Annotated in this window: 32 protein-coding genes and 2 riboswitches; of the genes, 25 read left to right on the top strand and 7 right to left on the bottom strand. The window is 42.4% G+C overall.

Annotated features, from left to right (window positions below):
• Positions 1 to 15 precede the first annotated feature (15 nt).
• Entirely contained in the window at positions 16 to 816 is an 801-nt protein-coding gene (gene tasA / locus ACP69X_RS12070; protein ID WP_039179929.1) for a biofilm matrix protein TasA, read from the top strand.
• Between the two features lie 67 nt (positions 817 to 883).
• Here the strand turns inward: tasA and sinR are convergent, their stop codons facing one another.
• The 4 genes from sinR to ACP69X_RS12050 form a co-directional block, all read right to left on the bottom strand.
• Positions 884 to 1,219 carry a transcriptional regulator SinR gene (gene sinR / locus ACP69X_RS12065; protein WP_024422969.1) on the bottom strand — a complete coding sequence of 112 codons (336 nt, stop codon included), beginning with the start codon at positions 1,217 to 1,219 and terminating at the stop codon, positions 884 to 886.
• Positions 1,220 to 1,252: 33 nt separating this feature from the next.
• Positions 1,253 to 1,417, bottom strand: a complete 165-nt coding sequence (locus tag ACP69X_RS12060) for an anti-repressor SinI family protein (RefSeq protein ID WP_073206269.1) — start codon at positions 1,415 to 1,417, stop codon at positions 1,253 to 1,255.
• 182 nt (positions 1,418 to 1,599) lie between these two features.
• Entirely contained in the window at positions 1,600 to 2,397 is a 798-nt protein-coding gene (locus tag ACP69X_RS12055) for a YqhG family protein (RefSeq protein ID WP_039179926.1), read from the bottom strand.
• 14 nt (positions 2,398 to 2,411) lie between these two features.
• Positions 2,412 to 4,082 (bottom strand): DEAD/DEAH box helicase, encoded by a 1,671-nt coding sequence (locus tag ACP69X_RS12050; protein ID WP_041086161.1) that lies wholly within the window; start codon positions 4,080 to 4,082, stop codon positions 2,412 to 2,414.
• A gap of 248 nt (positions 4,083 to 4,330) precedes the next feature.
• A riboswitch (glycine riboswitch) is annotated at positions 4,331 to 4,437 on the top strand.
• 3 nt (positions 4,438 to 4,440) lie between these two features.
• Positions 4,441 to 4,534: riboswitch (glycine riboswitch) on the top strand.
• Positions 4,535 to 4,633: 99 nt separating this feature from the next.
• Here ACP69X_RS12050 and gcvT point away from each other — a divergent pair.
• The 3 genes from gcvT to gcvPB are packed head-to-tail and all read left to right on the top strand — an operon-like array spanning position 4,634 to position 8,547.
• The gene (gcvT, locus tag ACP69X_RS12045; protein WP_269103282.1) at positions 4,634 to 5,731 is read left to right on the top strand and encodes a glycine cleavage system aminomethyltransferase GcvT; all 1,098 of its coding nucleotides are present in this window, start codon (positions 4,634 to 4,636) and stop codon (positions 5,729 to 5,731) included.
• A gap of 16 nt (positions 5,732 to 5,747) precedes the next feature.
• Positions 5,748 to 7,094: an aminomethyl-transferring glycine dehydrogenase subunit GcvPA gene (gcvPA, locus tag ACP69X_RS12040; RefSeq protein WP_041086157.1), complete on the top strand. Its 1,347-nt coding sequence runs from the start codon at positions 5,748 to 5,750 to the stop codon at positions 7,092 to 7,094.
• The gene (gcvPB, locus tag ACP69X_RS12035; RefSeq protein WP_073979621.1) at positions 7,087 to 8,547 is read left to right on the top strand and encodes an aminomethyl-transferring glycine dehydrogenase subunit GcvPB; all 1,461 of its coding nucleotides are present in this window, start codon (positions 7,087 to 7,089) and stop codon (positions 8,545 to 8,547) included. Before gcvPA ends, gcvPB begins: the two co-directional genes overlap by 8 nt.
• 44 nt (positions 8,548 to 8,591) lie before the next feature.
• Here gcvPB and ACP69X_RS12030 read toward each other — a convergent pair whose 3' ends face one another.
• Positions 8,592 to 8,972, bottom strand: coding sequence for a rhodanese-like domain-containing protein (locus tag ACP69X_RS12030; RefSeq protein WP_039183198.1), 381 nt, complete (start codon positions 8,970 to 8,972; stop codon positions 8,592 to 8,594).
• Positions 8,973 to 9,191: 219 nt separating this feature from the next.
• Here ACP69X_RS12030 and ACP69X_RS12025 point away from each other — a divergent pair, with 219 nt between their 5' ends.
• The 3 genes from ACP69X_RS12025 (at position 9,192) to ACP69X_RS12015 (ending at position 11,528) form a co-directional block, all read left to right on the top strand.
• Positions 9,192 to 10,028 (top strand): lipoate--protein ligase family protein, encoded by an 837-nt coding sequence (locus ACP69X_RS12025; RefSeq protein ID WP_039179911.1) that lies wholly within the window; start codon positions 9,192 to 9,194, stop codon positions 10,026 to 10,028.
• Between the two features lie 85 nt (positions 10,029 to 10,113).
• Positions 10,114 to 10,548 carry a transcriptional regulator MntR gene (gene mntR, locus ACP69X_RS12020; protein ID WP_003215946.1) on the top strand — a complete coding sequence of 145 codons (435 nt, stop codon included), beginning with the start codon at positions 10,114 to 10,116 and terminating at the stop codon, positions 10,546 to 10,548.
• 104 nt (positions 10,549 to 10,652) lie between these two features.
• A complete protein-coding gene (locus ACP69X_RS12015; RefSeq protein ID WP_073979622.1) occupies positions 10,653 to 11,528 on the top strand; it encodes a patatin-like phospholipase family protein in 876 nt (291 codons plus the stop codon).
• Here ACP69X_RS12015 and ACP69X_RS12010 read toward each other — a convergent pair.
• Both ACP69X_RS12010 and ACP69X_RS12005 read right to left on the bottom strand, forming a co-directional pair.
• Positions 11,525 to 11,920 (bottom strand): SA1362 family protein, encoded by a 396-nt coding sequence (locus tag ACP69X_RS12010; protein ID WP_039179905.1) that lies wholly within the window; start codon positions 11,918 to 11,920, stop codon positions 11,525 to 11,527. The genes ACP69X_RS12015 and ACP69X_RS12010 overlap by 4 nt on opposite strands.
• 38 nt (positions 11,921 to 11,958) lie before the next feature.
• Positions 11,959 to 12,915 carry a DUF1385 domain-containing protein gene (locus ACP69X_RS12005; protein WP_039179902.1) on the bottom strand — a complete coding sequence of 319 codons (957 nt, stop codon included), beginning with the start codon at positions 12,913 to 12,915 and terminating at the stop codon, positions 11,959 to 11,961.
• A 223-nt stretch (positions 12,916 to 13,138) separates the two neighbouring features.
• Between ACP69X_RS12005 and ACP69X_RS12000 the strand changes: the two genes are divergently transcribed.
• The 18 genes from ACP69X_RS12000 (at position 13,139) to folD (ending at position 25,697) form a co-directional block, all read left to right on the top strand.
• Positions 13,139 to 13,666: a YqhR family membrane protein gene (locus ACP69X_RS12000; RefSeq protein ID WP_041086150.1), complete on the top strand. Its 528-nt coding sequence runs from the start codon at positions 13,139 to 13,141 to the stop codon at positions 13,664 to 13,666.
• Positions 13,667 to 13,774: 108 nt separating this feature from the next.
• The gene (gene aroQ, locus ACP69X_RS11995) at positions 13,775 to 14,218 is read left to right on the top strand and encodes a type II 3-dehydroquinate dehydratase (protein ID WP_034280247.1); all 444 of its coding nucleotides are present in this window, start codon (positions 13,775 to 13,777) and stop codon (positions 14,216 to 14,218) included.
• Positions 14,212 to 15,276: a M24 family metallopeptidase gene (locus ACP69X_RS11990; protein WP_175297149.1), complete on the top strand. Its 1,065-nt coding sequence runs from the start codon at positions 14,212 to 14,214 to the stop codon at positions 15,274 to 15,276. The genes aroQ and ACP69X_RS11990 overlap by 7 nt, the downstream gene beginning before the upstream one ends.
• 25 nt (positions 15,277 to 15,301) lie before the next feature.
• A complete protein-coding gene (gene efp, locus ACP69X_RS11985) occupies positions 15,302 to 15,859 on the top strand; it encodes an elongation factor P (RefSeq protein ID WP_024422954.1) in 558 nt (185 codons plus the stop codon).
• Between the two features lie 328 nt (positions 15,860 to 16,187).
• Positions 16,188 to 16,469 carry a YqhV family protein gene (locus ACP69X_RS11980; RefSeq protein WP_039179893.1) on the top strand — a complete coding sequence of 94 codons (282 nt, stop codon included), beginning with the start codon at positions 16,188 to 16,190 and terminating at the stop codon, positions 16,467 to 16,469.
• A 66-nt stretch (positions 16,470 to 16,535) separates the two neighbouring features.
• Entirely contained in the window at positions 16,536 to 17,459 is a 924-nt protein-coding gene (gene spoIIIAA, locus ACP69X_RS11975) for a stage III sporulation protein AA (protein ID WP_073979623.1), read from the top strand.
• Positions 17,453 to 17,968, top strand: a complete 516-nt coding sequence (gene spoIIIAB / locus ACP69X_RS11970) for a stage III sporulation protein SpoIIIAB (RefSeq protein WP_024428003.1) — start codon at positions 17,453 to 17,455, stop codon at positions 17,966 to 17,968. Before spoIIIAA ends, spoIIIAB begins: the two co-directional genes overlap by 7 nt.
• A 19-nt stretch (positions 17,969 to 17,987) precedes the next feature.
• Positions 17,988 to 18,194: a stage III sporulation protein AC gene (gene spoIIIAC / locus ACP69X_RS11965; protein WP_003153142.1), complete on the top strand. Its 207-nt coding sequence runs from the start codon at positions 17,988 to 17,990 to the stop codon at positions 18,192 to 18,194.
• On the top strand, positions 18,191 to 18,604 hold the full coding sequence (gene spoIIIAD / locus ACP69X_RS11960; RefSeq protein ID WP_087978339.1) for a stage III sporulation protein AD: 414 nt from the start codon (positions 18,191 to 18,193) through the stop codon (positions 18,602 to 18,604). The genes spoIIIAC and spoIIIAD overlap by 4 nt, the downstream gene beginning before the upstream one ends.
• A gap of 19 nt (positions 18,605 to 18,623) precedes the next feature.
• Positions 18,624 to 19,817 (top strand): stage III sporulation protein AE, encoded by a 1,194-nt coding sequence (gene spoIIIAE / locus ACP69X_RS11955; protein ID WP_212040006.1) that lies wholly within the window; start codon positions 18,624 to 18,626, stop codon positions 19,815 to 19,817.
• A gap of 14 nt (positions 19,818 to 19,831) precedes the next feature.
• Complete coding sequence (spoIIIAF, locus tag ACP69X_RS11950) at positions 19,832 to 20,464, top strand: stage III sporulation protein AF (RefSeq protein ID WP_426052702.1); 633 nt, start codon at positions 19,832 to 19,834, stop codon at positions 20,462 to 20,464.
• The gene (gene spoIIIAG, locus ACP69X_RS11945) at positions 20,457 to 21,125 is read left to right on the top strand and encodes a stage III sporulation protein AG (protein ID WP_338527462.1); all 669 of its coding nucleotides are present in this window, start codon (positions 20,457 to 20,459) and stop codon (positions 21,123 to 21,125) included. Before spoIIIAF ends, spoIIIAG begins: the two co-directional genes overlap by 8 nt.
• Entirely contained in the window at positions 21,125 to 21,757 is a 633-nt protein-coding gene (locus ACP69X_RS11940; RefSeq protein WP_024428006.1) for a SpoIIIAH-like family protein, read from the top strand. Before spoIIIAG ends, ACP69X_RS11940 begins: the two co-directional genes overlap by 1 nt.
• 195 nt (positions 21,758 to 21,952) lie before the next feature.
• Positions 21,953 to 22,435 (top strand): acetyl-CoA carboxylase biotin carboxyl carrier protein, encoded by a 483-nt coding sequence (gene accB, locus ACP69X_RS11935; protein WP_039179875.1) that lies wholly within the window; start codon positions 21,953 to 21,955, stop codon positions 22,433 to 22,435.
• A gap of 11 nt (positions 22,436 to 22,446) precedes the next feature.
• Entirely contained in the window at positions 22,447 to 23,796 is a 1,350-nt protein-coding gene (gene accC, locus ACP69X_RS11930) for an acetyl-CoA carboxylase biotin carboxylase subunit (protein WP_041086141.1), read from the top strand.
• 25 nt (positions 23,797 to 23,821) lie between these two features.
• Positions 23,822 to 24,229 carry an Asp23/Gls24 family envelope stress response protein gene (locus ACP69X_RS11925; RefSeq protein WP_034280262.1) on the top strand — a complete coding sequence of 136 codons (408 nt, stop codon included), beginning with the start codon at positions 23,822 to 23,824 and terminating at the stop codon, positions 24,227 to 24,229.
• A 209-nt stretch (positions 24,230 to 24,438) separates the two neighbouring features.
• Positions 24,439 to 24,834 carry a transcription antitermination factor NusB gene (nusB, locus tag ACP69X_RS11920; RefSeq protein WP_012010530.1) on the top strand — a complete coding sequence of 132 codons (396 nt, stop codon included), beginning with the start codon at positions 24,439 to 24,441 and terminating at the stop codon, positions 24,832 to 24,834.
• 11 nt (positions 24,835 to 24,845) lie between these two features.
• Positions 24,846 to 25,697, top strand: a complete 852-nt coding sequence (folD, locus tag ACP69X_RS11915) for a bifunctional methylenetetrahydrofolate dehydrogenase/methenyltetrahydrofolate cyclohydrolase FolD (protein ID WP_039179869.1) — start codon at positions 24,846 to 24,848, stop codon at positions 25,695 to 25,697.
• Positions 25,698 to 25,747: the final 50 nt, after the last annotated feature.

Here is a 25,747-nt window from a genome sequence, read left to right as displayed (position 1 = left end):
GGGGGTTTATTATTCATGGCAATGAAGAAATCAATTCGTTTAGGTGTATTATCAGGGGCTTTAGGTCTTGCATTAATCGGCGGGGGAACATGGGCGGCGTTTAATGATTTTGAAAAGGCAAATGCGGTCTACTCGACAGGAGAGCTGGATTTATCTGCTAAAGAGAACTCCGGCGCCATCAATCTTTCCAACTTAAAACCTGGTGATCGGATCAAGAAAGAATTTCATTTTGATAATAAGGGATCACTAGCGATAAACCAAGTGCTGATGAGTCTTGATTATAGCCAGTTTACAGATGGATCTTCCGCGAAGAATGGCGGTAAAAATACAGCTGAAGAATTTCTCAGCCAGTTTCAGGTGAGTGTTCTGACGGTTGGAGCCGAAGGTGGAAATGGTTATCCGAAAAACATTATTTTAGACCATGCAAACCTGCTTGACTTGCATCAATTAACGTCAAAACAGGATCAGACCGCATTTGAAAAGCTTCGTCATGCCGTCGATGAGAAGTTTTTACATGAAAGTGGGAAAATTAATGTAGCAACTGTTGATGGAACAGTGGCTCCAGAGTATGACGGCATTCCAAAGAATCCGTTTGATTACGATAAAGTGGAAATGACCATTGAATTTATCAATGACCAGACGAAGGATAAAGCTGGTCACTATATCCAAAATAAATACCAAGGCGATGCGATTCAAATTGATCTTTCCTTCGAAGCGACTCAGTGGAATGGTTTAACGATCAATCCAAAAAAGCATACGGATGAAAAAGGCTACGTGAAAGAAAACGAAAAAGCACACAGCGAAGATAAAAAATAAAGCCAGTCTTTAGGCTGATATCAAGATCTGCATAGCAATTGGAGGAGTATGCGCTAAAACGTGCGCTTTACTCCTCTTCTTGCTTTTTTCTCCAGATTTGATAATCTAAAAATTCACGAAATTGCTTTTTCGAAACCCCTGATGTCATTGCATCTCGAACTAGTTTTTCCCATTCACTATCTAATTGACCATCGTATTCGGTTTCATCTTTTTCGTTTAAAAGTGTATGAACCGAGACGTCCAGAACAGCGGAGACTTTTTCAAGAAATTGAATGGAGGGGTTTGTTTGCAAGTTTCTTTCTATTGAGCTTAAATAAGACTTCGCTACCCCAGCCTTTTCGGCCAGTTCTGATAGTGAGTAGCCTTTTTCATTGCGGTATTGTTTAATACGCTGGCCAATCAATGTCATCACCTTCCTTTCGATATTATAGCACATTCAGAAAGGTTTGATAGAATGACTTCTTACCAGAGGGGGAGACTCAGAGGACTTTTCATTTGATTTGAGGAAATGACGGACTTCTTCAACTGTTAGTCCTGCCTTGCGAGCTTCACGTAATAATTGAACCCATTCACTGTCTAATTTGTTCGTTTTCTTTTCCATACAAATACCCTCCTAAAATACTGAATCATGTATTTCAGGCACTTAACGCATGAAATGGAAAGACATAGGTGGTAAGACCTCATAGTTTGCTTGCGTCATGTTTCCGCCCAATACAAACAGACAAACTTAGCTTTAGACTGATCGAAAATTGTAAGTCACATAAAAGGGGAGGGGACTATGGGTCAACCTCCTCTTTTTTGTTGTAAGTAAAAAAGTCCGCCATTTTCAATCGTAAGACTGATTTTTGGTTCGTATAAAGTTTTGAGTGCTTGCCTTTCTATTTCATATTCTACAGATGTGTCTGAAGTCCCTTCATAAAACTGGTTTAAAAGTTCGGAGTCTTCCTTCCACTTTTGAACGGCCCGCACTGCCCAGTCGTCCGGTTCCTCATGGGCATAACGCTCCATAAGGCTGTAAAGCCGTTTGATTCCGCTTTCTGGCTTAATCATTGTACTCATCGTAAAACAATAATCGGGAATTTGAGAAGAAAGCTCGCGAGCTTCCAGCTTTTCTTGAAACTGTTCAATGACTTCTCCGCGTATAAGATGAAGTCCTAATGATAAAAGCTTATCCTTCTTCCGGTCTGCAAGGTAAGAAATTTTTACATTGAGACCAAGCCATGGCTCAAGTGCGATCTGATTGTTCGTGAGCGGGCTGACTCGTTCATAGAGCCGGATAAAACGTCCCTGTTGTTTGACCGCCTCAAATATTTGAAATAACCGGGGGGAGCCGAAATGGATGAATTCACCACTGACCGTATCACCCGCTTTTTTTTGATCTGTGATGAAAGTCAATTGCCTCGGTTCAGGTACACCGCCAGTTTTTTCAAGCCAGTGCCAATAAAAAGGACGGTTCATAATCAATTTATCCATTTCGATTGTCAGCTGTACGGTCATATGTCCTGCACTTTCTTCTAATATGCTGCATTGATTCGCCTTGAAAAAACGGAGAAGAAAGGTGTGAATGTCATGCTGCTCCATTGATCAACTCTCCTTTATGAGCCCTGCTGTCTCTTTTCTAAAAGTGGTGTTTGTGCTTCAGTTAAGTAAGAAGCAAACTGGGTTAATTTCTTTTTCATGTCTCCATCGGATTCATGCTGGAAGAGAATTTGATGCAACTCTGTTTCGACATCTTCAATATCAATTCTCGTTAAAATATCATCTAAATCGCCTATGACGTTTTCGAACAGCTGAATTTTTTCATATAAAAGCTTTAAAATATGCTCTTCAACTGTTCCGTTCGTTGCCATATTGTAAATGTGGACATCTCGTTCTTGGCCAAGGCGGTGGATACGTCCGATTCTCTGTTCTAAACGCATCGGGTTCCACGGGAGGTCGTAGTTGATGATTTGATTACAAAACTGAAGATTGATCCCTTCGCCGCCAGCTTCTGTAGCAATTAACACTTGCGCCCGTTCTCTAAATAAATCTTTCATCCAATCTTTTTTGCCCCGCTTAAAGCCGCCCCGAAATGGCACGGAGCTAATGCCATTTTGCTGTAGAAACCATTGTAAATAAATTTGTGTCGCGCGGTATTCGGTAAAAATAATAACCTTTTCATTTAACTGTTGAATGAGTTTGACCACTTCAAGCGCCTTTGAGTTTTGCTCCACTTGATTGATCTTCTCCATGATTTGCGCTATAGCAGAAGAGCCGAGAATATGCTTTTCTTCTTCCTGCATTTTTTTAATCGTCATATAAACTGCCTCACGGCTTGAACAGCATTCTCGTTCCAAGGTCATAATGGAAAACATATGCTTTGTATAAGACGGATTCTCTTTCAGCTTGCAGATTTCATCATACAATGCTTGTTCTGTCGGAGAAAAATCAATAGAAATCGTTTTGACATGCCGTTTTGTCCACTCGATGCCTGTGTCTTGTCTTCGGTTTCGAATCATCACTTTATTGACGAGCTGTTTTAATCGGTCATGGTCTTCAAGCTGCAAGTCCTTTTTGGCAAAGATATCTTTAAATTGATGTTCATTTCCTAGGTGGCCCGGCTTCAGAAGGGAAACGAGATTAAATATTTCCCCGATCCGGTTTTGAATAGGTGTCGCTGTCAGCAGCAGACAGAACTTCTTATTCAGGTTTCTCACAAATTCATAGTTTTTCGTTTTATTGTTTTTCAGTTTGTGTGCTTCATCGATAATGACCATATCGTAGGCAATCGATAAAATCGTGTCTCGATGCGGCTGTCTTTTGGCTGTGTCAATGGAAGAAACGACAACGTCGCACTGCTCCCACACATAGCTCTTTTTTTGTTCAACAGCATCAATATAAAATTTCGTCCGCAACTCCTGTACCCACTGAGATACAAGGGAGGCGGGGACGAGAATAAGAATTTTTTTGGCAAGTCCACGAATCATGTATTCTTTGATAATGAGTCCTGCTTCTACGGTTTTTCCCAGTCCCACTTCATCTGCTAGAATGGCTTTCCCATTCATTTCTTCTACGACTCTTCTGGCTACTTCGAGCTGGTGCTGTAAAGGTGTGAATGCAGGCAGGTGCGCGGGAGCTTGCAGCCCCTCGAATGAATCAATGGCTGTGACTTTTTGAACCTGCGTCGCTAATCGATACATATCCCAGTTCGCCCAGGGGCCGTCTGATGAAAGCCGCTGCTGAAATTCATTTGCCCATTCCTGATCAAAAATCGTTTGAATATTCAATGTGGTCGCCTGCCTTTCTAGTAGGGTCTGATAAATTGTTCTGTTTTTAAACGCTTCATTTTTTAAGAGGTCTCTAAAAGACTAGATATATGAATAAAAGCGAACGATATCGAAAGGGTATTTTAAAAATGTTAATGATTTTTCTATTGCTCTCCATCCATTTCTAATGGTAGGATGTTGATAAGTGATCTAGAAAATAAGTCACCCATTTTGATAGTATGTCCAATAAATGTGAAAAATATGAGCGGATGATGGTATGGGGAGAGACTTGGCGGTTATTTTGCACTGGCAGGCGCCGAAGGAGCAAGCTGTATGATTCAGTGAATCTCTCAGGCAAAAGTACTCTTACCGGACGCAACTCTGGAGAGTGTTTGCTGATCGTTTTAGCAAACCACCAAAGGGGAAAACGCACAATGATGTTGTGCTGTAAACTTTCAGGTGCAAGGACAGAGACTTCTTTTTGATAAAAGGGAGCGCTCTGTCCTTTTTTGCTGTGATTTTTTTCTGAAAATTCAGCTTGCATTTGCACTAAAAAAAGGGGGAAACGATTGATGTTGAAACGAACACCGCTTTTTCATGCGTATGAAACGTTTGGCGCAAAAACCATTGACTTCGGGGGCTGGGAATTACCTGTCCAATTTTCTTCCATTAAAGAAGAACATGAAGCTGTTCGAACAAAAGCAGGGCTTTTTGATGTGTCTCACATGGGTGAGGTGGACGTCAAAGGTCAAGATGCCCTTCCTTTTTTACAAAGGTTATTAACCAATGATGTGTCTAAGCTGACAGACGGTAAGGCACTATATACAGCCATGTGTTATGAAGATGGCGGAACGGTAGATGACCTGCTCGTCTACCAAAAAGAAAAGAACCACTATTTACTTGTCATCAATGCATCAAATATCGATAAAGACGTGGATTGGCTTTTGAAGCACCAAGAGAAGGATGACGTATTGATCAAAAATATGTCTGATCAAATCGCCTTGCTAGCGCTTCAAGGACCTCTTGCAGCTGACATCATCAAAGAGGTGGCGGATGAAGAGGTGACATCGCTTAAACCATTTACGTTTTTATCAAAAGCTGAGGTCGCAAATAAAGAAGTGCTCGTTTCCAGAACAGGCTACACAGGGGAAGATGGCTTTGAAATCTACTGCCAGTCAGAAGATGCGGTCCACCTTTGGTCAGCTTTATTAGAAGCAGGGCAGCCAAAAGGATTAATACCGTGCGGACTTGGTGCACGTGATACCTTGAGATTTGAAGCAAGGCTTCCGCTTTATGGCCAGGAACTGACAAAGGATATTTCGCCATTAGAAGGCGGAATTGGTTTTGCTGTCAAAACCGATAAAGAAGCTGATTTTATCGGAAAAGCAGCTCTAAAAAAACAAAAAGAAGAGGGACTGAAGCGAAAGCTTGTCGGCATTGAAATGATTGATAAAGGCATTCCGCGTACAGATTATCCAGTCTTTTCAGGAGAAAAGCAGGTTGGGATTGTCACAACGGGCACTCAATCCCCAACATTAAAGAAAAATGTCGGGCTTGCTTTGATCGAAACCTCAGAAGCGGAGCTTGGGGCAGAGCTGGAAGTACAAGTTCGCAAAAAACGTCTAAAAGCCAAAATCGTCGCAACACCATTTTATAAAAGAGCCAAATAACGAGGGGGAATAGAGGATGAAGCACAGGTATTTGCCGCAAACAGAGCAAGATCAAAAAGAAATGCTGGATGTCATCGGCGTTCAGTCGATTGATGAGCTTTTTTCAGATATCCCAGAGAAGGTGAGATTCAAAGGAGCATACAACATCAAAGAAGCCGCATCTGAAACAGCACTTGTCAGGGAATTATCCCGGCTAGCTGCAAAGAATAAGGATACAGTTTCCTATGCATCGTTTCTTGGTGCAGGTGTATATGATCATTACCAGCCTGTCATTGTCGATCATGTCATCTCACGCTCTGAATTTTATACAGCATATACACCTTATCAGCCGGAGATTTCGCAAGGTGAATTGCAAGCGATCTTTGAATTCCAAACAATGATCGCTGAGCTGACTGGTATGGATCTTGCCAACTCCTCGATGTATGATGGCGGGACGGCACTAGCTGAAGCGGCAATGCTCGCTGCGGGACACACAAAGAAGAAAAAAGTGGTGGTTTCTGAAACGGTTCACCCAGAATCAAGAGCAGTGCTGAAAACATACGCCAAAGGACAAAACATTGAAGTTGTTGAAGTGCCTGCGAAAAAAGGGCAGACAGATTTAGCTGCATTGGAAAAGGCGGTCTGCGATGATACAGCAGCAGTTCTTGTGCAATATCCAAACTTTTTTGGTGTCGTCGAGCCGTTAAAAGACATTGAACCCATTGCACATAAAGGAAAAAGCCTGTTCATTGTCTCTAGCAATCCCCTCGCACTCGGGCTATTGACGCCGCCTGGAAAACTTGGGGCAGACATTGTCGTTGGTGATGCGCAGCCGTTCGGTATCCCAGCTGCATTTGGCGGACCTCACTGCGGATATTTTGCCGTGACGAAAAAGTTGATGAGAAAAGTGCCAGGTCGTTTAGTCGGGCAGACAGAAGATGAAAATGGTGTTCGTGGATTTGTCCTGACTCTTCAAGCGCGTGAGCAGCACATTCGAAGAGATAAAGCGACGTCAAATATTTGCTCAAACCAAGCATTAAATGCGCTAGCTGCTTCTGTTGCCATGACGGCACTAGGGAAAACAGGCATAAAAGACATCGCCTATCAAAACGTGCAAAAAGCCCATTATGCCAAAACACAGGCAGAAAAATATGGACTGCAGGCGGATGTAGAAGGGGCTCATTTTAATGAATTTGTGATCAAGTTACAGGAGCCTGTAAAAGAAGCCAATAAACGCTTGCTTGAAAAAGGAATCATCGGCGGCTACGACTTAGGGCTAGACTACCCAGAGCTTGAGCAGCACATGCTTGTAGCCGTGACAGAGCTGAGAACAAAAGAAGAAATTGATACGTTTATCAAGGAATTGGGGGATCGCCATGAATAAACAAGATCAGCCGCTTATTTTTGAGTTATCTAAAGAAGGAAGAATTGGGTACAGCCTGCCTGATTTAGATGTACCTGAACAGGAGATCCCGTCTTTATTTGATGAGACGTACATCCGTGATGAGGATGCTGAGCTTCCTGAAGTATCTGAGCTTGATATTATGCGTCATTATACAGCATTATCAAGACGCAATCATGGGGTCGATTCCGGATTTTATCCTCTTGGCTCTTGTACGATGAAATATAATCCAAAGATTAATGAAAAGGTTGCACGCCTTGCAGGTTTCTCGCAGGTCCATCCGCTACAGGAGTCAGACACTATACAAGGTGCATTGGAATTACTATACGATCTAGGTGAACATCTTGAAGAAATTACGGGGATGGACGCTGTGACATTACAGCCTGCGGCAGGAGCACATGGCGAGTGGACGGGACTCATGATGATCCGTGCGTACCATGAAGCAAGAGGAGATCATCAGCGTACAAAAGTCATTGTGCCTGATTCTGCTCATGGAACGAACCCGGCATCTGCGACAGTCGCTGGATTTGAAACCATTACTGTCGCATCTGATGAAAACGGGCTTGTTGATTTAGAAGATTTACGCCGCGTTGTTAATGAAGAAACAGCTGCTTTAATGCTTACAAACCCGAATACACTTGGCCTCTTTGAAGAAAATATTTTAGAAATGGCTGAAATCGTTCATGGAGCTGGCGGTAAACTTTATTATGACGGAGCCAACTTGAATGCGGTTTTAAGTAGAGCAAGACCAGGAGATATGGGATTTGATGTTGTCCACTTAAATCTTCATAAAACCTTCACAGGCCCACACGGAGGCGGAGGTCCTGGTTCAGGTCCTGTTGGCGTTAAAAAGGATTTAATTCCGTATTTGCCAAAGCCGGTGCTTGTAAAGAAGGAAGGTCGTTTTTACTTTGAATATGACCGTCCGGAATCAATTGGGCGTGTGAAGCCATTCTATGGAAACTTTGGCATTAACGTCAGAGCCTATGCGTACATTCGCTCTATGGGTCCAGACGGCTTAAAGGCTGTAACCGATAATGCCGTGTTAAATGCGAACTATATGATGCGACGCTTAAGTGCTCATTATGATTTGCCGTTTGATCGTCACTGTAAGCATGAATTTGTCCTTTCAGGTAAACGTCAGAAAAAATTAGGTGTGCGGACACTGGATATTGCCAAACGATTACTTGATTTTGGCTACCATCCGCCAACGATCTACTTCCCGCTTAATGTAGAGGAATGTATCATGATTGAACCGACTGAAACAGAATCAAAAGAAACGCTTGATGCATTCATCGAAGCAATGATTCAAATTGCGAAAGAAGCAGAAGAGAATCCTGAAGTGGTGCAGGAAGCGCCGCATACAACGGTCGTCAAACGTATGGACGAAACAAAGGCCGCACGGAACCCAGTTCTCGTTTTTGAAAGAAAATAAAGAAAAAAGACTCAGGGAGAATCATGCTCCCAGAGTCTTTTTTGTTAGTTCTTCGTTTTAATGCGGCCGCCCCATTTTTTAAAGCCGCCTTTTAAATTATAAATCTCACGGCAGCCGTTTTTACGTAAAGTTTGGGCTGCTTTTCCGCTTCTGAAATTATTTTGACAATAAAGATAAACAGGCTTGTCAGGACGTATTTCATTTTTGCGCTGCTTTAGTTGGGAAAGGGGGATATTTCTTGCCCCTAAAATATGTCCGCCTTCAAACTCATTTGGCTCTCTCACATCAATGAGCTGGGCTTTGCGGTAACCTTTAATAAATTCTGCTTCCGTCAGCGTTTTCATAATGCGCTGCTGATAAATGTAGCTGCCGATGGAATAAAGAACAAAAAGTCCACAAAGTGAGAGGACGATATAGTTGAATATTGACAATACAACTCGACTCCTTCTTGAGCATCAGCACAGTAGCCTGTCTGATGGTACGTTTTAGACAAATACTATTATAGTAAAGCATAAGAAACTTGTCATCATAAATGGTAAGAATTATTTTCAATTCCGTCCCTATTTGATAGACTGATGAAGAGAGAAAATCGGTGGTGACCACCATCATCTAACATTGACTACGTAAAAGAGAAGGGATTTTATATGCAAAAAGAGAAATGGTGTTTCATTGATTCAGGAAACCAAGACCCTGCCTTTAACATGGCAATGGACGAAGCCTTGCTTTATTGGCATAGTGAGAAGCTCATCCCGCCTGTTATCCGCTTTTATGGATGGGATCCGGCGACATTATCTGTTGGGTATTTTCAGAACGTTGAAAAAGAAATCAACCTAGAAGCCGTCAAGCGCTATGGTCTTGGATTTGTCCGCAGACCAACCGGAGGACGAGGAGTACTACATGACCAGGAGCTGACCTACAGCGTGATTGTGTCAGAGGAACATCCAGAAATGCCTGCAACGGTGACAGAAGCGTACCGCGTCATTTCAGAAGGTATTTTAGAGGGCTTTAAAGAGCTGGGACTCGATGCATATTTTGCCATTCCTCGTACAGATAAAGAAAAGGAAAGCTTAAAGAATCCAAGATCTTCTGTATGCTTTGATGCCCCTTCTTGGTACGAGCTTGTTGTAGAAGGCAGAAAGGTAGCGGGCAGTGCTCAGACGAGACAAAAAGGTGTCATCCTCCAGCATGGATCTATTTTAATTGACCTTGATGAGGATAAATTATTCGATTTGTTCCTTTATCCTAACGACCGGGTAAGAGAGCGGATGCAGCGAAGCTTTAAAAACAAAGCGGTTGCCATCAATGAAATCTCAGACCGAACTTGTACGATAGACGATGCGCGTGTTGCGTTTAAAAGAGGATTTGAAAAAGGATTAAATATTGAGCTTGAACCTTATGAGCTGACAGATGAAGAATTAGCGTTTGTCCATCATCTCGCCAAAACGAAATATGCCTCAGATGATTGGAATTACAAGCGTTAAGACGATGGACACTCCTTGTTTTTTAATGAACGATGGTGTAGAATTGGGTTGATTATTAAGTAAAGGTGCATTATGGAGGGGTTTTATGACTACACCTAGTATGGAAGATTACATTGAACAAATTTATATGCTGATAGAAGAAAAAGGATATGCCAGAGTCTCTGATATTGCAGAAGCACTCGCTGTCCATCCCTCCTCTGTAACAAAAATGGTTCAGAAGCTAGATAAAGATGAATACCTCATTTATGAGAAGTATCGTGGTCTAATTTTAACCCCGAAAGGCAAAAAAATTGGAAAACGTCTCGTATACAGACATGAACTGCTGGAGCAATTTTTAAGAATCATTGGTGTAGATGAAGAGAAAATTTATGATGATGTAGAAGGCATTGAACATCATCTCAGCTGGAACAGCATTGACCGCATCGGCGATCTCGTTCAATTTTTTGAAGAAAACGATGAGCGATCTGTTCAGCTGAAAGCGATTCAAAAGAAAAACGAACAAACAAATCAAGAATCTTAATCAAAAAGGACACCCTTAGCATGGGTGTCCTTTTTGATTAAAGTTCTAATTGAAAGCAAATACTCCTACACTATTATTAGCGTGAAATCAAAGGGGGCTCCTTGATGAAGATAGATGGTGTGTTCTCAGGTGGAGGCATTAAGGGGGCAGCGCTTGCTGGTGCCTATGAAGCGCTTGAAGTGAGAGGATTTCAATTTGTCCGTCTTGCTGGTACAAGTGCTGGAGCAATCATTGCTTCACTCATCGCAGCAGGTTTTACAAGCCAGGAAATTCGGGAGCTTTTAGATGAAATGGATGAGCATCAATTGCTTGATAGAAGATGTCAATTCATCCCGTTCAAAATGCTCAGGTGGGTATCCATTTACTGGCGTCTTGGTCTTTATAAAGGAGACCGGCTGGAAAAATGGCTGACTGATGTGCTAAAACGAAAAGGGGTCACCGTGTTTGGAGACCTCAAAAAAGATTCTCTGAAAATCGTTGCGTCCGATTTAACGAATGGAAAAATCCTCGTGCTGCCAGACGACCTTCCTGCATATGGCTTGAATCCAGAGCGGTTTTCCGTGGCGAGGGCCATTCGAATGAGCTGCAGTCTGCCGTATTTTTTCGAACCTGTCAAACTGAAGTCTTCAAAAGGCATTTGTACCATTGTAGATGGAGGAGTGCTTAGCAATTTTCCAATTTGGTTGTTTGCTGAAGAGAAAAAAAGACCTTTCGTCGGTGTCACATTAACCCCAAACGAAAAAGAACGCCCTCAACACTCCATCCGCAATGCGTTTGAACTGTTTGGCGCTCTTTTTGAAACGATGCGTGGTGCTCATGACGAAAGACATATTGCCACAAAACACGAACGTCATATTATTTTTATTCCTGTAGAACACGTCATTGCCACTGATTTTCAACTCATGACAGAAAAGAAAAAGGCGCTCGTCGATCTAGGCAGACAGAAGGCCGAGCAATTTTTAAAAAGCTGGACATTTTAAAATAAGGCGCGATTCTTCTTTTTGTTTTTCTTGCCTTCAATGACAGTCAAATGTGTTTGGCTTTTCTTTTTGAGAAGGACGGGCTTAGACTTGTGGTCAGTCGGCACGCTTCGCAAATGAGTGACCCGATTTTTCATCTGGCTTTTCGTTTTTGGTTTAGGCTGCTGGTAGCGACGTTTTGATTGTTTGACTGCTTTGCGATAAAGATTGCCTTCTGTTCCAGTTCTTCGATTCATCAGCCATCTAAATAGGAAAAATAGGGCCGCTCCAATGATCACAACAGACAGCAGCATGGTAAAAAGTCTGCCTGGGTTCGTTGTGAGTAAGTACACAAATCCCAAAACACCTAAAGCGAAAATAATGGTAAAAGCAGGATGTACTCGGCGATTCATAACTGTCCACCTCCGAAGGAATTTACCGGATTTATAAGTTAGATCACTTGATGAGCAGAATCTGACGCTTGTTTCAAAGACGCTTCCTCTAAACGAAGAAGTTCATTAAAACTTGCAATGGCTACCTCGACTTGATCGTCAGAAGGTTCTTTTGTTGTAAGCAATTGCAGCCAAAGGCCAGGATAGCCAAGCACTTTAAGCACAGGCACTTCTCGGAGTTTGTTCGTGAGCTGAAGCACTTCAAATGAAATGCCCAGAACAACCGGAATGAGCGCCAAGCGGTTCAGAACTCTCACCCATAAAGGATCTGTCGGTACGAGTAAATAGACGAACATTCCAACAATGACAGTGAATAAAATAAAGCTGCTGCCGCATCGATAATGCAGACGGGATTGCTTTTGGACATTTTCCACTGTGATGTCAAGGTTCTGTTCATAGCAGTTTATGACTTTATGTTCTGCCCCATGATATTGAAATACTCTTTTAATTAAAGGGGTCATAGAAATAAAGTAAATATAGCCTAATAAAAGGACCAATTTAAAGAATGTTTCCACTGCGATTTGTGCGAAATTCCCTGAAAAGATGGGGCGCACAAGCTCTGCTAAAAAGACAGGTACCAGGGTAAAGACAAATTTACTAAAGAGAAGAGAGAGAACTCCGATCACAGCAATGCCGAAAATCATGGATAATTTCGAGCCTTTTTGTTCTTTTTCAAGAGTATGATCTTCAGAAGGATCTAAGTCATATCGCTCACTGGAGAAGTTTAAGTGCTTACTGCCGTTTGCGCTTGCTTCAACAAGTGCAGCAACACCCCTGACAAAGGGGATTTTCTTGAGAAAGGCGGTTCGTTTATTGGAGGTCCGGGGAAGCTTCAAAAACTCAATGGACTGGTCCTTTCGCCGAATCGCTGTCACATAGTTCTTCTTACCTCCAAACATGACACCTTCGACAACTGCCTGCCCTCCATAAGCTGGAGGTTTTGTTTGATTGGACATATTTCATCAACCTGCCTGTTTCCTGTAATTTACATGCATTTCCTTATACCTTTATTGTACAGGAAAAGAGGGGAAATCACTAGCGCACAGGTCGATTATCTACTAGAATTCTATCTACCTCTTTTTAGCCAGTATACCCTGTTTTAAAAATTTTACACTCACGTATGGAAATCCTTTTTTTTCATGACATTTTGGACATACTACTTGCTGGAGGTGTTCACAAATGAAACGTGATGAAAAGAAAAACCAAGAAGAAAAAAATCAGTCCGTGCAAACGACATCACTTGTGGCAAGAGCAGCTGCTACAGGCTTTGTAGGCGGTGTTTTTTGGGGCTTTATTGGGTTTCTGACCCATGTGTTTCATTTTTCAGAGGTGAGTCCCAATATGCTGCTTCAGCCATTTGTGCTTGGAGAATGGAAAAAGGGAGGACTTGGTACTTTTATCAGTATTGTGCTGTTAGGAATTTTATCGATTGGAGCCGCCTTTATTTATTATGGGCTTTTAAAAAGGATCAAAGGCTTTTGGATGGGTTTGGTTTATGGCGGGCTTTTATGGCTCCTTGTTTTTTACGTATTTAATCCCATTTTCCCAGATGTCAAGCAAGTACAAGACTTGCAGCAAAGCACCATTGTTACGACATTTTGCCTATATATTTTATATGGCATGTTTGTCGGGTACAGCATTTCGTTTGAATATAATGAATTGACGAGTCAAAAGCTTGCGAGGGCACTCGGGAAAAAGACAGAATAAAGTGTAAATCACCTATTCATATGATAAAATATTTTTGGAAACGAAAGGTTTCTAAGGAAAAAGAAACAGATCTCAATATAGATTGAATTAGGGTGAAGGAGTGGTCATATGCCTCATTTTCTTGTACTGAATGGACCCAATTTAAATAGGCTTGGCAAAAGAGAGCCTGCTGTTTATGGAAGTAAGACGCTGACAGATTTAGAGACGGATTTGTTCCAGTTTGCAGAACGAGCAAACATCCAATTAACGTTCTTTCAATCAAATCACGAAGGGGATTTGATTGATGCGCTCCACGAAGCAGAAGATCAGTACGATGGTGTCGTGTTTAACCCGGGTGCATTTACCCACTACAGCTATGCGCTGAGAGATGCCATTGCAAGTATTTCTTTATCAGTCATTGAAGTACATATCTCAAATGTTCATAAGAGAGAGGAATTCCGCCATCATTCTGTACTTGCTCCAGTATGCCAAGGGCAAATCGTTGGACTAGGCTTAGAAGGGTATAAATTGGCGATTCGTTATTTAGTCAGTGAAGGGGGAGCAGTATCATGAAACTTGAAAAACTAAGAACACTTTTAAGTGAATTAGAGATCGATGGCCTTGTCATTACGAGCAGCTTTAATTTACAGTACATGACCAGCTTTACCGGATCTGCCGGCCTTGCAGTTGTTTCAAAGGACCGGGCAGCTTTTATCACGGACTTCCGTTATACAGAGCAAGCGAAGGACCAAGTCAAAGGTTATGACATCATTGAACATAAAGGAAACATTGTGGAAACGGCTGCCCAAACGGCGAAGGAATTTGGAGTAAAAAGCCTTGGGTTTGAACAAAACCATATGACATTTGCCACATATCAGCAGTACGTAGCCAAAGCAGGTGATATAGAGCTTGTTCCAGTCTCTGAATCAGTTGAAAAGTTGCGCTTGATTAAGTCTAGTGAAGAGATTAAGATATTAGAGGAAGCTGCGAAGATTGCAGATCAAGCCTTTGATCATATTCTCACTTACATCAAGCCGGGCCTGACGGAAATTGCTGTCATGAACGAGCTTGAATTTTTCATGAGAAAAGAAGGTGCTGAAGGATCTTCATTCGATATGATTGTTGCCTCTGGTGTTCGTTCAAGCCTGCCGCACGGAAGAGCGAGTGAAAAGGTAATTGAATCTGGTGATTTAGTGACACTCGATTTCGGTGCTTACTATAAAGGCTATTGTTCTGATATGACAAGAACAATAGCTGTCGGAACACCAAGCGACAAGCTAAAGGAAATTTATCATATCGTATTAGAAGCAGAAAACGCTGGTGTGGATAGAATCAAGCCAGGCTTAACAGGAAAAGAAGCTGATCGCATCACACGAGACATCATTGAAAAGTACGGCTATGGTCAATACTTCGGGCATTCAACCGGACACGGCCTAGGTATGGAAGTACATGAAGCGCCAGGCCTTTCCTCACGATCAGAGGTCGTTTTAGAAGAGGGAATGGTCGTCACAGTTGAGCCGGGGATTTACTTGCCAGATGTCGGCGGCGTGAGAATTGAGGATGATATTGTCCTGACAGCTGACGGCAATAAACGATTGACCCACTCACCGAAAGAACTTATCATATTATGATGGTGAAATGTAGGAGGATGACAAAATGATTTCAGTAAACGATTTTCGTACTGGCCTGACAATTGAAGTGGACGGCGGTATTTGGCGAGTAGTGGATTTCCAGCACGTAAAACCAGGGAAAGGCGCAGCGTTTGTTCGTTCGAAACTGCGTAACCTGCGTACTGGTGCCATTCAAGAAAAAACATTCCGCGCAGGTGAAAAAGTAGCGAAAGCTCAAATCGAAACAAAAACAATGCAATACTTGTATGCTAATGGCGATCAGCATGTCTTCATGGATACAAGTTCTTATGAGCAGCTTGAACTAAGTGAAGCACAAATTAAAGATGAGCTGAAATATTTGCTTGAAAATATGTCTGTTCAAATCGTGATGTACGGTGCTGAAACACTTGGAGTAGAACTTCCAAACACAGTAGAACTAGAAGTAGTAGAAACAGAGCCTGGTATTAAAGGTGATACAACATCAGGCGGTTCAAAACCTGCAAAAACTGAAACTGGTTTAATCGTCAACGTTCCTTTCTTTGTGAACCAAGGAGATAAACTAGTAATTAATACATCAGACGGCTCATACGTTTCAAGAGCGTAATGAACGAAAAAAGGCTGTAAACCTCGTGTTTACAGCCTTTGTCTTCTTTTCAGCGTGATAGAAAACCTTTGCAGTCTAGGAAGGGTGAGCACTGGCGCGGAGCGAATTTGTTATTCGTGAGCACCAGCGCGCAGACCTGACACCGAATGCGAGGGTTTGTCTACACGCTGAGACTGTAAACCTCGTGTTTACAGTCTTTTTTTATTGAAAAATGACTCCTCAAGACTGGTCTTCTCTCAATTCTCTCATTCATCTCTCTTCCTTCCTGAAAAACAAGACTACTTCTAGCTGGTCAAGCATATAGTGTAAAAAAAGCTGGAGGTTCTATATGAAACAATTTCTCCCAGGCATACACCCGTCGGTCGCTGCAATGGCAGGCATGAGATTCTTATCCGCCGCCATTGAACTGACGGCAGCCATCCTCATTTTAATCACAAATGATGTACGGAAAGCGGTGGTCATCAATAGTATATTGGCGATCATCGGGCCGCTCATTTTTATCATCACGATGACGATTGGAATCTATCAAATTGCAGGGCAGCTATCCTATGCAAAGCTCGTGTTCATTTTCATTGGTGTCGTGTTTATTCTTGTTGGGATCTATAAGTGAAACGGCTTGGCATAATTAACGGCTCACATCATACATTTTAGAGAAGAAAAAAAGGAGGGGAATTCGTTGCGGAGTTTGTTGGATATTCTCCCTCACTCGATTGGACAAGAACTCAGGTTGCTGAATGAGGCGGAATGGGCGCAAATAGAAGAAATTCGCATTCGCACGGATCGTCCGATTGAATTGATGCAGGGAGGAAGACCACGTTTCCTTTCTTATCACACAACCTGGGAAGATGCGTCTCAGCTATTAGGCAGGCTGAGCAATTACAGCATGTACACACTTGAGGAAGAGCTAAAACAGGGCTATATCACCATATCTGGCGGACACCGAGTAGGACTTGCAGGAAAGGTGGTCGTTGAAAACGGATTTGTCAAAGGGCTAAGAGATATTTCTTCATTTAATATCCGCATTGCGAAAGAAAAAATCGGGATTGCGCTTCCCTTTCTTCCTTATTTATATGAAGAGCACTGGCACAATACACTGATCATCGGTCCCCCGCAAACGGGAAAAACCACATTGCTCCGAGATATAGCACGTCTTGCTAGTACTGGCACAAAGACAATCCCTCCTAGAAAAACAGGCATTATTGATGAGCGTTCTGAAATCGCCGGTTGTATAAGAGGGGTGCCGCAGCATCATTTTGGCCACCGGATTGATGTACTCGATGCGTGTCCAAAGGCTGAAGGGTTGATGATGATGATTCGGTCAATGAGCCCAGAGGTCATGATTGTCGATGAAATCGGAAAAAGTGAGGATGTCGAGGCACTTTTAGAAGCGATTCATGCTGGAGTCAACATCATCGTTTCAGCTCATGGCTACTCACTTGAAGATGTATATAAACGTCCTTCATTTAAGCCGTTATGGGAGCTCCGTGTCTTTGAACGATATGTTGAATTAAATCGAAACAATGGACCGGGTACGATCGGGCGGATGTACGGCGGGGACGGCCAAGAGATGAAATGGAGGCGGGGAGTGGACGTATGTTAAAGCTCATTGGCGCTATTTTCATTGTCGCGGCCACGACTTGGGGAGGATTCGAGTTTGCCAAACGATACAGCGACAGACCTAAACAAATTCGGCAGCTGCGATTTGCTCTCCAGTCTCTTGAAGCTGAAATTATGTATGGCCAAACCCCTTTAGCGCGGGCTGCAGAGCAAATTGCAGCACAGGTAGGTCCTCCTGTGAATCAGCTGTTTGAACAATTTGCAGAAAAGCTGAAAGTGGGGACTTTTTCTGCACGTCATGCATGGAACGAAAGTCTTGAAGATGTTTGGAAAAAGACTGTATTGAAAAAAGGCGAATATGAGGCGCTGAAGCACTTTGGGGAAACTCTTGGCCAGCATGATGTCACTTCTCAGCAAAAGTACATCAAGCTTGCTTTAGGCCATTTGGAATCAGAGGAGAAAGAAGCAGAAATCGCCCAAGCGAAAAATGAAAAAATGGTCAGAAGCCTCGGGTTTTTAAGCGGATTGTTACTGATTCTTTTATTGATGTGAGAGGAAGGGAGTCGAGAGCATGGGCGTTGATGTAAACGTCATTTTTCAAATTGCCGGAGTAGGCATCGTCGTGGCCTTTCTCCATACGATTTTAGACCAAATGGGGAAGAAAGAGTACGCTCAGTGGGTGACGCTGCTTGGGTTTATCTACATTTTGTTTATGGTGGCAACCATTGTAGACGATTTGTTTAAAAAGATTAAAGCCGTATTTCTATTTCAAGGATAGGGGAGGGCTTACAAATCGAAATCATACAAATTGTTGGACTTGGTTTAATCGCTACTTTTTTAGCATTAATCGTCAAAGAACAAAAGCCAACCTTCGCCTTTATGCTTGTCGTTTTTACTGGATGTGTGATTTTCCTTTATTTAATTGATCAAATCTATGCCATTATCTCAATGATTGAAAAAATTGCAGCAAGTGCCGGCGTCAATATGAAGTATGTTGAAACCATATTGAAGATCATCGGCATTGCCTATATTGCGGAATTTGGTGCTCAGCTGACGAAAGATGCTGGGCAAGGCGCCATTGCATCAAAAATAGAGCTAGGCGGTAAGATTCTCATCTTGGTCATGGCAGTCCCGATTTTAACAGTCATCATTGAGACGATCTTAGGAATGATCCCGTCCATGACGTAAATGAAAAGAGGTGATGACAATGAAACGGGTGACCGCTGTAATGGGATTGATGCTTTTCTTTTGGCTGATTGCTCCGCATGCAGGGGCAGAAGAAAAAGAACCTTTATCTAATGAACAGCCAGCAGCAGAGGAAGTGGCGAATGGACAGGCTGATGCACTTGAGCTTCATTCCATCAGTGACTTTTGGGAAACCATTTTGGACGAGTATGGCGGCTTTTTGCCAGAAAGCCAAAAGGGCACAGTGAAGGAAATGATTGACGGCGATAAAGAGCTGTCTCCCCAAACATGGCTGAAAGCCTTTGTACATTATCTATTTCACGAGGTCATTGCAAACGGAAAGCTCCTAGGTACTCTCATTTTACTCACCATCTTTTGTTCGCTTTTGCAGCTTTTGCAAAATGCCTTTGAACAAAGCACTGTCAGCAAAGTCGCATATGCTCTTGTTTATATGGTACTGATTATTATTGCACTCAACAGCTTTCATGTGGCGATTTCCTATGCCACAGAAGCCATTCAAACGATGACCAGTTTTATTCTTGCTCTTATTCCTCTTTTACTAGCGCTTATTGCTTCATCAGGCGGACTTGTCTCAGCCGGATTCTTTCATCCCGTTATTTTATTTTTAATGAACACGAGCGGTGTTTTCATTCAATATGTTGTTCTCCCGCTCATCTTTTTATCAGCAATATTAAGCATTATCAGTACCCTGACCGAACAATACAAGGTCACTCAGCTTGCGCAGCTGTTAAGAAATGTGGCAATTGGCGGGCTTGCCGTTTTTTTAACCGTTTTTCTCGGCGTCATTTCCGTTCAGGGTGCATCTGCAGCGGTTACTGATGGAATCGCTCTTCGTACAGCCAAATTCATTACCGGAAACTTCATCCCTGTCCTAGGCAGAATGTTTACAGATGCGACGGATACCGTGATCAGCGCCTCTGTTTTACTTAAAAATACAGTTGGACTAGTTGGGGTCGCCATTTTGATTTCAATTGCCGCCTTCCCGGCGATTAAAGTACTTTCGTTAGCCCTTATATATAAGCTTGCTGCAGCGATCCTTCAGCCGTTAGGGGGCGGACCCATCATTAGCTGTCTTGATGTCATTTCAAAAAGTGTGCTGTATATATTTGCCGCACTTGCTGTTGTGTCGCTCATGTTCTTTTTAAGCATTACCGTCATCATTACTGCGGGTAACCTGACCATGATGATGAAGTAAGGAGGGGACACCTTTTGAGCTTTCTCACGGAATGGATCACAAGTATTATTCTCTTTATCTTATTTGCGATTGTCATTGATCTTCTGCTTCCCAATTCGAGCATGCAAAAGTATGCAAAAATGGTCGTCAGTCTGCTGCTCATCGTGGTAATGCTCAATCCGATTTTTGCTTTATTTCGAGCAGATCCTGACCAAATTTTTGCAGAATTGATGAAAGGGAAGGAAGAAGCGCAGTCAGAAGAAATAAAAAATCAGATGAATTTAGAAAAAAAAGAAATACAAGCCTCTCAGCGTGCATATATTTTAAAGCAAATGGCTGTCCAACTAGAAAAAAGCGCAAAGGAGCCACTGGAGAAGGAGAGCTATGAAATGAAACACGTAGAAGTGCTGGCTGATGGGGAGCATCTGGATCAGAATATGGAGGCGGATCAATTTCGCATCAAAGCAGTTCTTTCCCCGCTCACAGGTGATGCTGTAGAAACGGTGGCAAAGGTGGACATTGATCTCTCCAGGCAAAAGGAGGAAAGCGCTGAATCTTCTAGCAAAGAGATCACAAGGGTGAAAGAGACACTGGCTGATGTTTGGAATACGAGTCCTGAGCACATCGCGCTGAACATTGAGGGAGGTGACGCAGCAGATCATGAATAACAAGGACTGGAAACAAAAGCTGAAATCATTCTTCCAGCCGCCTGAAAAAGGTGAAGGGAAACCCAAATTAACGAAGCACCATTACTTGCTGCTTGTATTCATTATCGGCGTATCTTTCATGTTAGTCAGTCAGATCTTGTCACCGCCATCAAGCAAACAACAAGCTGCGGTTCCTGCTGCAAAAACATCCTCAGAAGAGCAGGAGGTATTCAAACCGGCATCCTCAGGTAAACCAAAGAATTCAATTGAGGACGTGGAGCAAGAATACGAAAACCAGCTGAAAGAAATTTTAGAGACCATCATCGGCGTTGAGGATGTATCCATCGTGGTCAATGTAGATGCAACGTCTTTAAAAGTGTTTGAAAAAAACAAATCCAATAAAAGTACAACGACCGAGGAAACAGATAAAGAAGGCGGCGTACGAAGTGTCACCGATCAAACAAAAGAAGAAGAAGTCGTCATCATCAAAAATGGCAATGAAGAAACACCAGTCGTTGTGCAAACGAAAAAACCAGAAATTCGAGGTGTCCTCGTTGTTGCTCAAGGAGTAGACAACGTTCAAATAAAGAAAACCATCATTGAAGCGGTTACACGAGTGCTTGATGTACCGAGCCATAGAGTGGCTGTTGCCCCTAAAAAAATCAAGGAGGATTCGGAATGATGTTAAAAAAACAAACGGTTTGGCTATTAACGATGCTAAGTTTAGTTGTCGTATTAAGTGTGTACTATATCATGTCTCCACAGGGTGAAAATGCAGTGACAGTAGAAGATACGAAATCAAAAGGGACTGAAGAGAAAAAGGTTGAAACCGAAAAAGGGACGGACAAGGGAATGGAAAAAGGCGCTGATAAGAAATCCACTGACAAAGAAACAAACGGCAAACAAGAGGATATCGAAACAAGCGGTGAAGAAGGAAAGGCTGTGTCAGAGCAAACAGACGATGAGCTATTTACAACATACAGACTAGAGCTTGAAGATAAACGAAGCAAGCAGCGCGAAGAATACAACGAAATCGTTTCTAGTGACGATGCGACGGCACAAGAAAAAAGTGAAGCATACGATCAAATGACAGCACTTAGTGAGGCAGAAGGAACTGAGCGTCAGCTCGAGACCTTGATCAAAACAAAAGGCTATAAAGATGCGCTCGTAAGTGCTGAAGGAGATAAAGTGAGCATCACGGTTCGTTCTGATAAAAAATCAAAGTCTCAAGCGGCCGATATTATTGATATGGTCACAAAAGAAATGAGAGGTCTTGATAACGTAGCTGTCACTTTTGAGCCCACTAATCAATAAAAAATGAATTGGCGCCCTTTGCCGAAAAGGGCGTTTTTTGATGCGGCTTGACGCCCCTTCCAAGGTGCTTTCGCGAGACGCTTCGCCACAATAGTAGTTGAATTCATTGAAATCCTCCTGTAAGATGTGTATAGTACGTACTTTTAGTACTAGCCTATAATTAAAAGATAAATCCATACATAGGGGTGCAAATCCATGTTAAAAATTGAAGAAATTCATGAACTGATTAAATTAATTGACGACTCTACAATCGACGAATTTACGTACGAAAACGAAGGTGCGAAAATCAAACTGAAGAAAAATAAAGAAGTCGTTCAGCAAGTTGCGGCACAAGCACCAGTGGCTCCTGTCCAAGCAGCTCCAGCTCAACAAGCTCCTACAGCACAAGCTCCAGCTCAGACTGAAGCCCCTGCACAAGAGGCAACTGCGTCTGAAAATCTGCATAAAATCACATCCCCAATGGTTGGCACATTTTATGCTTCCTCTTCACCAGAAGCAGATCCATACGTGACAACAGGTTCTAAGGTGAAGGAAAATTCAGTTGTATGTATCGTTGAAGCGATGAAACTGTTTAATGAAATCGAAGCAGAAGTAAAAGGTGAAATCGTCGAAGTATTAGCTGAAAACGGTCAGCTTGTAGAATTCGGACAACCCCTCTTTCTAGTGAAAGCAGAGTAAGGAGTACGATCATGATTAAAAAGCTATTAATTGCAAACAGAGGAGAAATCGCAGTTAGAATTATCCGCGCTTGTAAAGAGCTTGGAATTGAAACTGTTGCGGTATTTTCTGAAGCGGATCGCGATGCGCTGCATGTACAAATGGCTGATGAAGCATATTGCATCGGACCGACTGCTTCTAAAGATAGTTATTTAAATGTCACGAATATTGTCAGCGTAGCAAAATTAACAGGAACAGATGCGATCCATCCAGGATACGGCTTTTTAGCAGAAAATGCAGACTTTGCAGAGCTTTGCGAGGAATGTAATGTGATCTTTGTTGGACCAACCGCGTCAGCGATTTCCAAAATGGGAACGAAAGATGTCGCGCGAGAAACAATGAAGAGTGCAGGCGTCCCGATCGTTCCTGGTTCGCAAGGAATTGTAAAAGATCTGGATGATGCTGTTTCAACAGCAGCTAGTATTGGGTATCCTGTCATTATTAAAGCAACTGCAGGCGGAGGCGGTAAAGGAATCCGTGTGGCTCGTACAGAAGAAGAGCTTATTAACGGAGTCACCATCACGCAGCAGGAAGCGGCGCAAAACTTTGGGAACCCAGGTGTCTATTTAGAAAAGTTCATTGAAGACTTTAGACATGTGGAAATTCAAGTGCTTGCAGATCAGCATGGCAATACCATTCACTTAGGAGAGCGTGATTGCTCGATCCAAAGAAGAATGCAAAAGCTGCTTGAAGAAACGCCATCACCAGCACTGAATGCAGACATCCGTGAACAAATGGGGGAAGCAGCCGTAAAAGCAGCAGAAGCTGTTGAATACACAGGTGCTGGAACAGTCGAATTCATTTATGATTATAATGAAGAGAAGTTCTACTTCATGGAAATGAATACTCGTATTCAAGTAGAGCATCCTGTGACAGAAATGGTCACAGGTGTAGACTTGATCAAAGAACAGATCAAGGTTGCATCAGGTGAGAAGCTTTCTCTTACACAAGAGGATGTCGTATATGAAGGCTGGGCAATCGAATGCCGTATCAATGCAGAGAACCCAGAGAAAAACTTCATGCCTTCAGCTGGTGAAATTAAAATGTATCTTCCGCCAGGCGGTTTAGGAGTACGTGTTGATTCTGCCGCTTATCCGGGCTATGTGATTCCGCCATATTATGACAGCATGATTGCAAAAGTGATCACATATGGTAAGTCGAGAGAAGAAGCGATTGCGAAAATGAAACGTGCGCTTCAAGAATTCGTCATTGAAGGAGTCTACACAACGATTCCATTCCACCTTAGATTGCTCGAGCATGAAACATTTGTGAGCGGTAATTTTAATACGAAGTTTTTAGAAACATACCAAATCATGAAATAATTACAGCTTTCGGAGGTGAATGATCGTGTCAGAAAACAATTTGCTTGAAATGAACCTTGATGAAGATCAATTGGGAAAAGTGCAAATTGCACCAGAAGTGATTGAAGTCATTGCTGGGATCGCCGCTTCAGAAGTCGAAGGCATTGCCGAAATGCGAGGCAATTTCGCTGCTGATGTAGCAGAACGCTTTGGTAAGAAAAATCACCGTAAAGGTGTAAAAGTAGATGTCTCTGATGAAGGCATCACAATCGATGTGTATTGTGTGGTTGAATTTGGCCTATCCATTCCAAAGGTATCCACTGCTGTACAAGAAAATATCCGTCAAACCCTTTTAAACATGACTGCCTTAACGATTAATGAAATTAACATTCATGTTGTTGGCATTCAATTTGATACAAAAGCACCTGAGGCTGAAGTAGATCAAGAAATGTAAAGAAGGGTTCAAGTGAAACCAAGGAGGCATTGCCTCTTTGGTTTTTTAAAGCCCATTTTGGGTGATTTCCGAATATTGATAACGTCACGCGTTGATTGATTCGTTTTTCGTCACAGCTCGCATGGATCTTGGTGCGACCACGGTCAAAATATGTTATGATCTCTGTATGGCTTAACGACAAGCGGATAAAGTGGTTAAAGGAGTAAATAATGAAAAGAAGAACTGCAAGAGAAAAGGCGCTACAAACATTATTTCAAATTGATGTGAGCAATATTGATCCGAAAGAGGCCATTACACATGCGCTGGATGAACAAGAATCAGATCCTTTTTTCGAGGAACTGGTTTTCGGTGTGCTTGAACAAAAGGACAAGCTTGATGACATGATCTCCCAGCATCTAGTGAATTGGAAACTCGATCGTATTGCAAACGTAGACAGAGCCATTTTAAGGCTGTCTGTGTACGAGATGGTGTATCAAGAAGACATCCCAGTTAGTGTCTCAATGAATGAAGCGATTGAACTCGCCAAATTATTCGGCGATGATAAAGCACCGAAATTTGTAAATGGTGTACTTTCGAACATTAAAAACGACCTAAAGCAGCAATAGGAGGATTCGACATGACAGCAACAATCATCGATGGGAAAGAAACAGCAAAAGAAAAGCGTGAACAATTAGCAAAAGAAGTAGAAGAGCTAAAACAAAAAGGAGTCACACCTGGTCTTGCCGTTATTCTAATCGGTGATGATCCGGCTTCACTTTCTTACGTACGCGGGAAGAAAAAAGCAGCAGAAGCAATGGGCATGCATTTCCAGCTTGATCATTTAGATGCTTCTTTAACAGAAGAAGAATTGCTTCAGCTGATTGATCAGTACAATGCGAACGATCAATTCCACGGGATTCTTGTTCAACTTCCACTGCCTAAACACATTTCTGAAAAAGCCGTTATTGAACGTATTTCACCTGAGAAAGATGTAGATGGTTTCCATCCTTTAAATATCGGGAAAATGCTGCTTGGGGAAGATACATTCCTTCCTTGTACACCAGCAGGCATTGTTGAATTATTGAACAAAACGGGTGTCGATCTTTCTGGAAAAGAAGTGGTTGTTGTGGGGCGCAGCAATATTGTCGGCAAACCAGTTGGACAATTGCTGTTAAATGAAAACGCAACGGTTACTTACTGCCATTCAAGAACAGCGAATATTTCAGAACACACGTTAAAAGCGGACATTTTAGTTGTTGCCGTCGGTCGAGCAAACTTTATTAAAGCTGACCAAATCAAAGAAGGCGCAATTGTCATCGATGTAGGAGTCAATCGTTTGGATACTGGGAAGCTTGTTGGGGATGTTGATTTTGAAGGAGCAAAAGAAAAAGCTTCTTACATCACACCAGTCCCTGGCGGAGTTGGTCCAATGACGATTACGATGCTTGCACACAATACGGTTAAATCAGCAAAACGTACATTAGCATAAGCTTTATCCATTCATCCACCTGCATGTTGCCGGTGGATGAATGTGCGTTT

The sequence above is a fragment of the Bacillus sp. DC4300-2b2 genome (assembly GCF_049895685.1).
GTDB lineage: Bacteria > Bacillota > Bacilli > Bacillales > Bacillaceae > Bacillus > Bacillus safensis.
The sequence above is the reverse complement of the archived record's forward strand: the minus strand, read 5'-3'. Positions and strand labels throughout refer to the sequence as shown.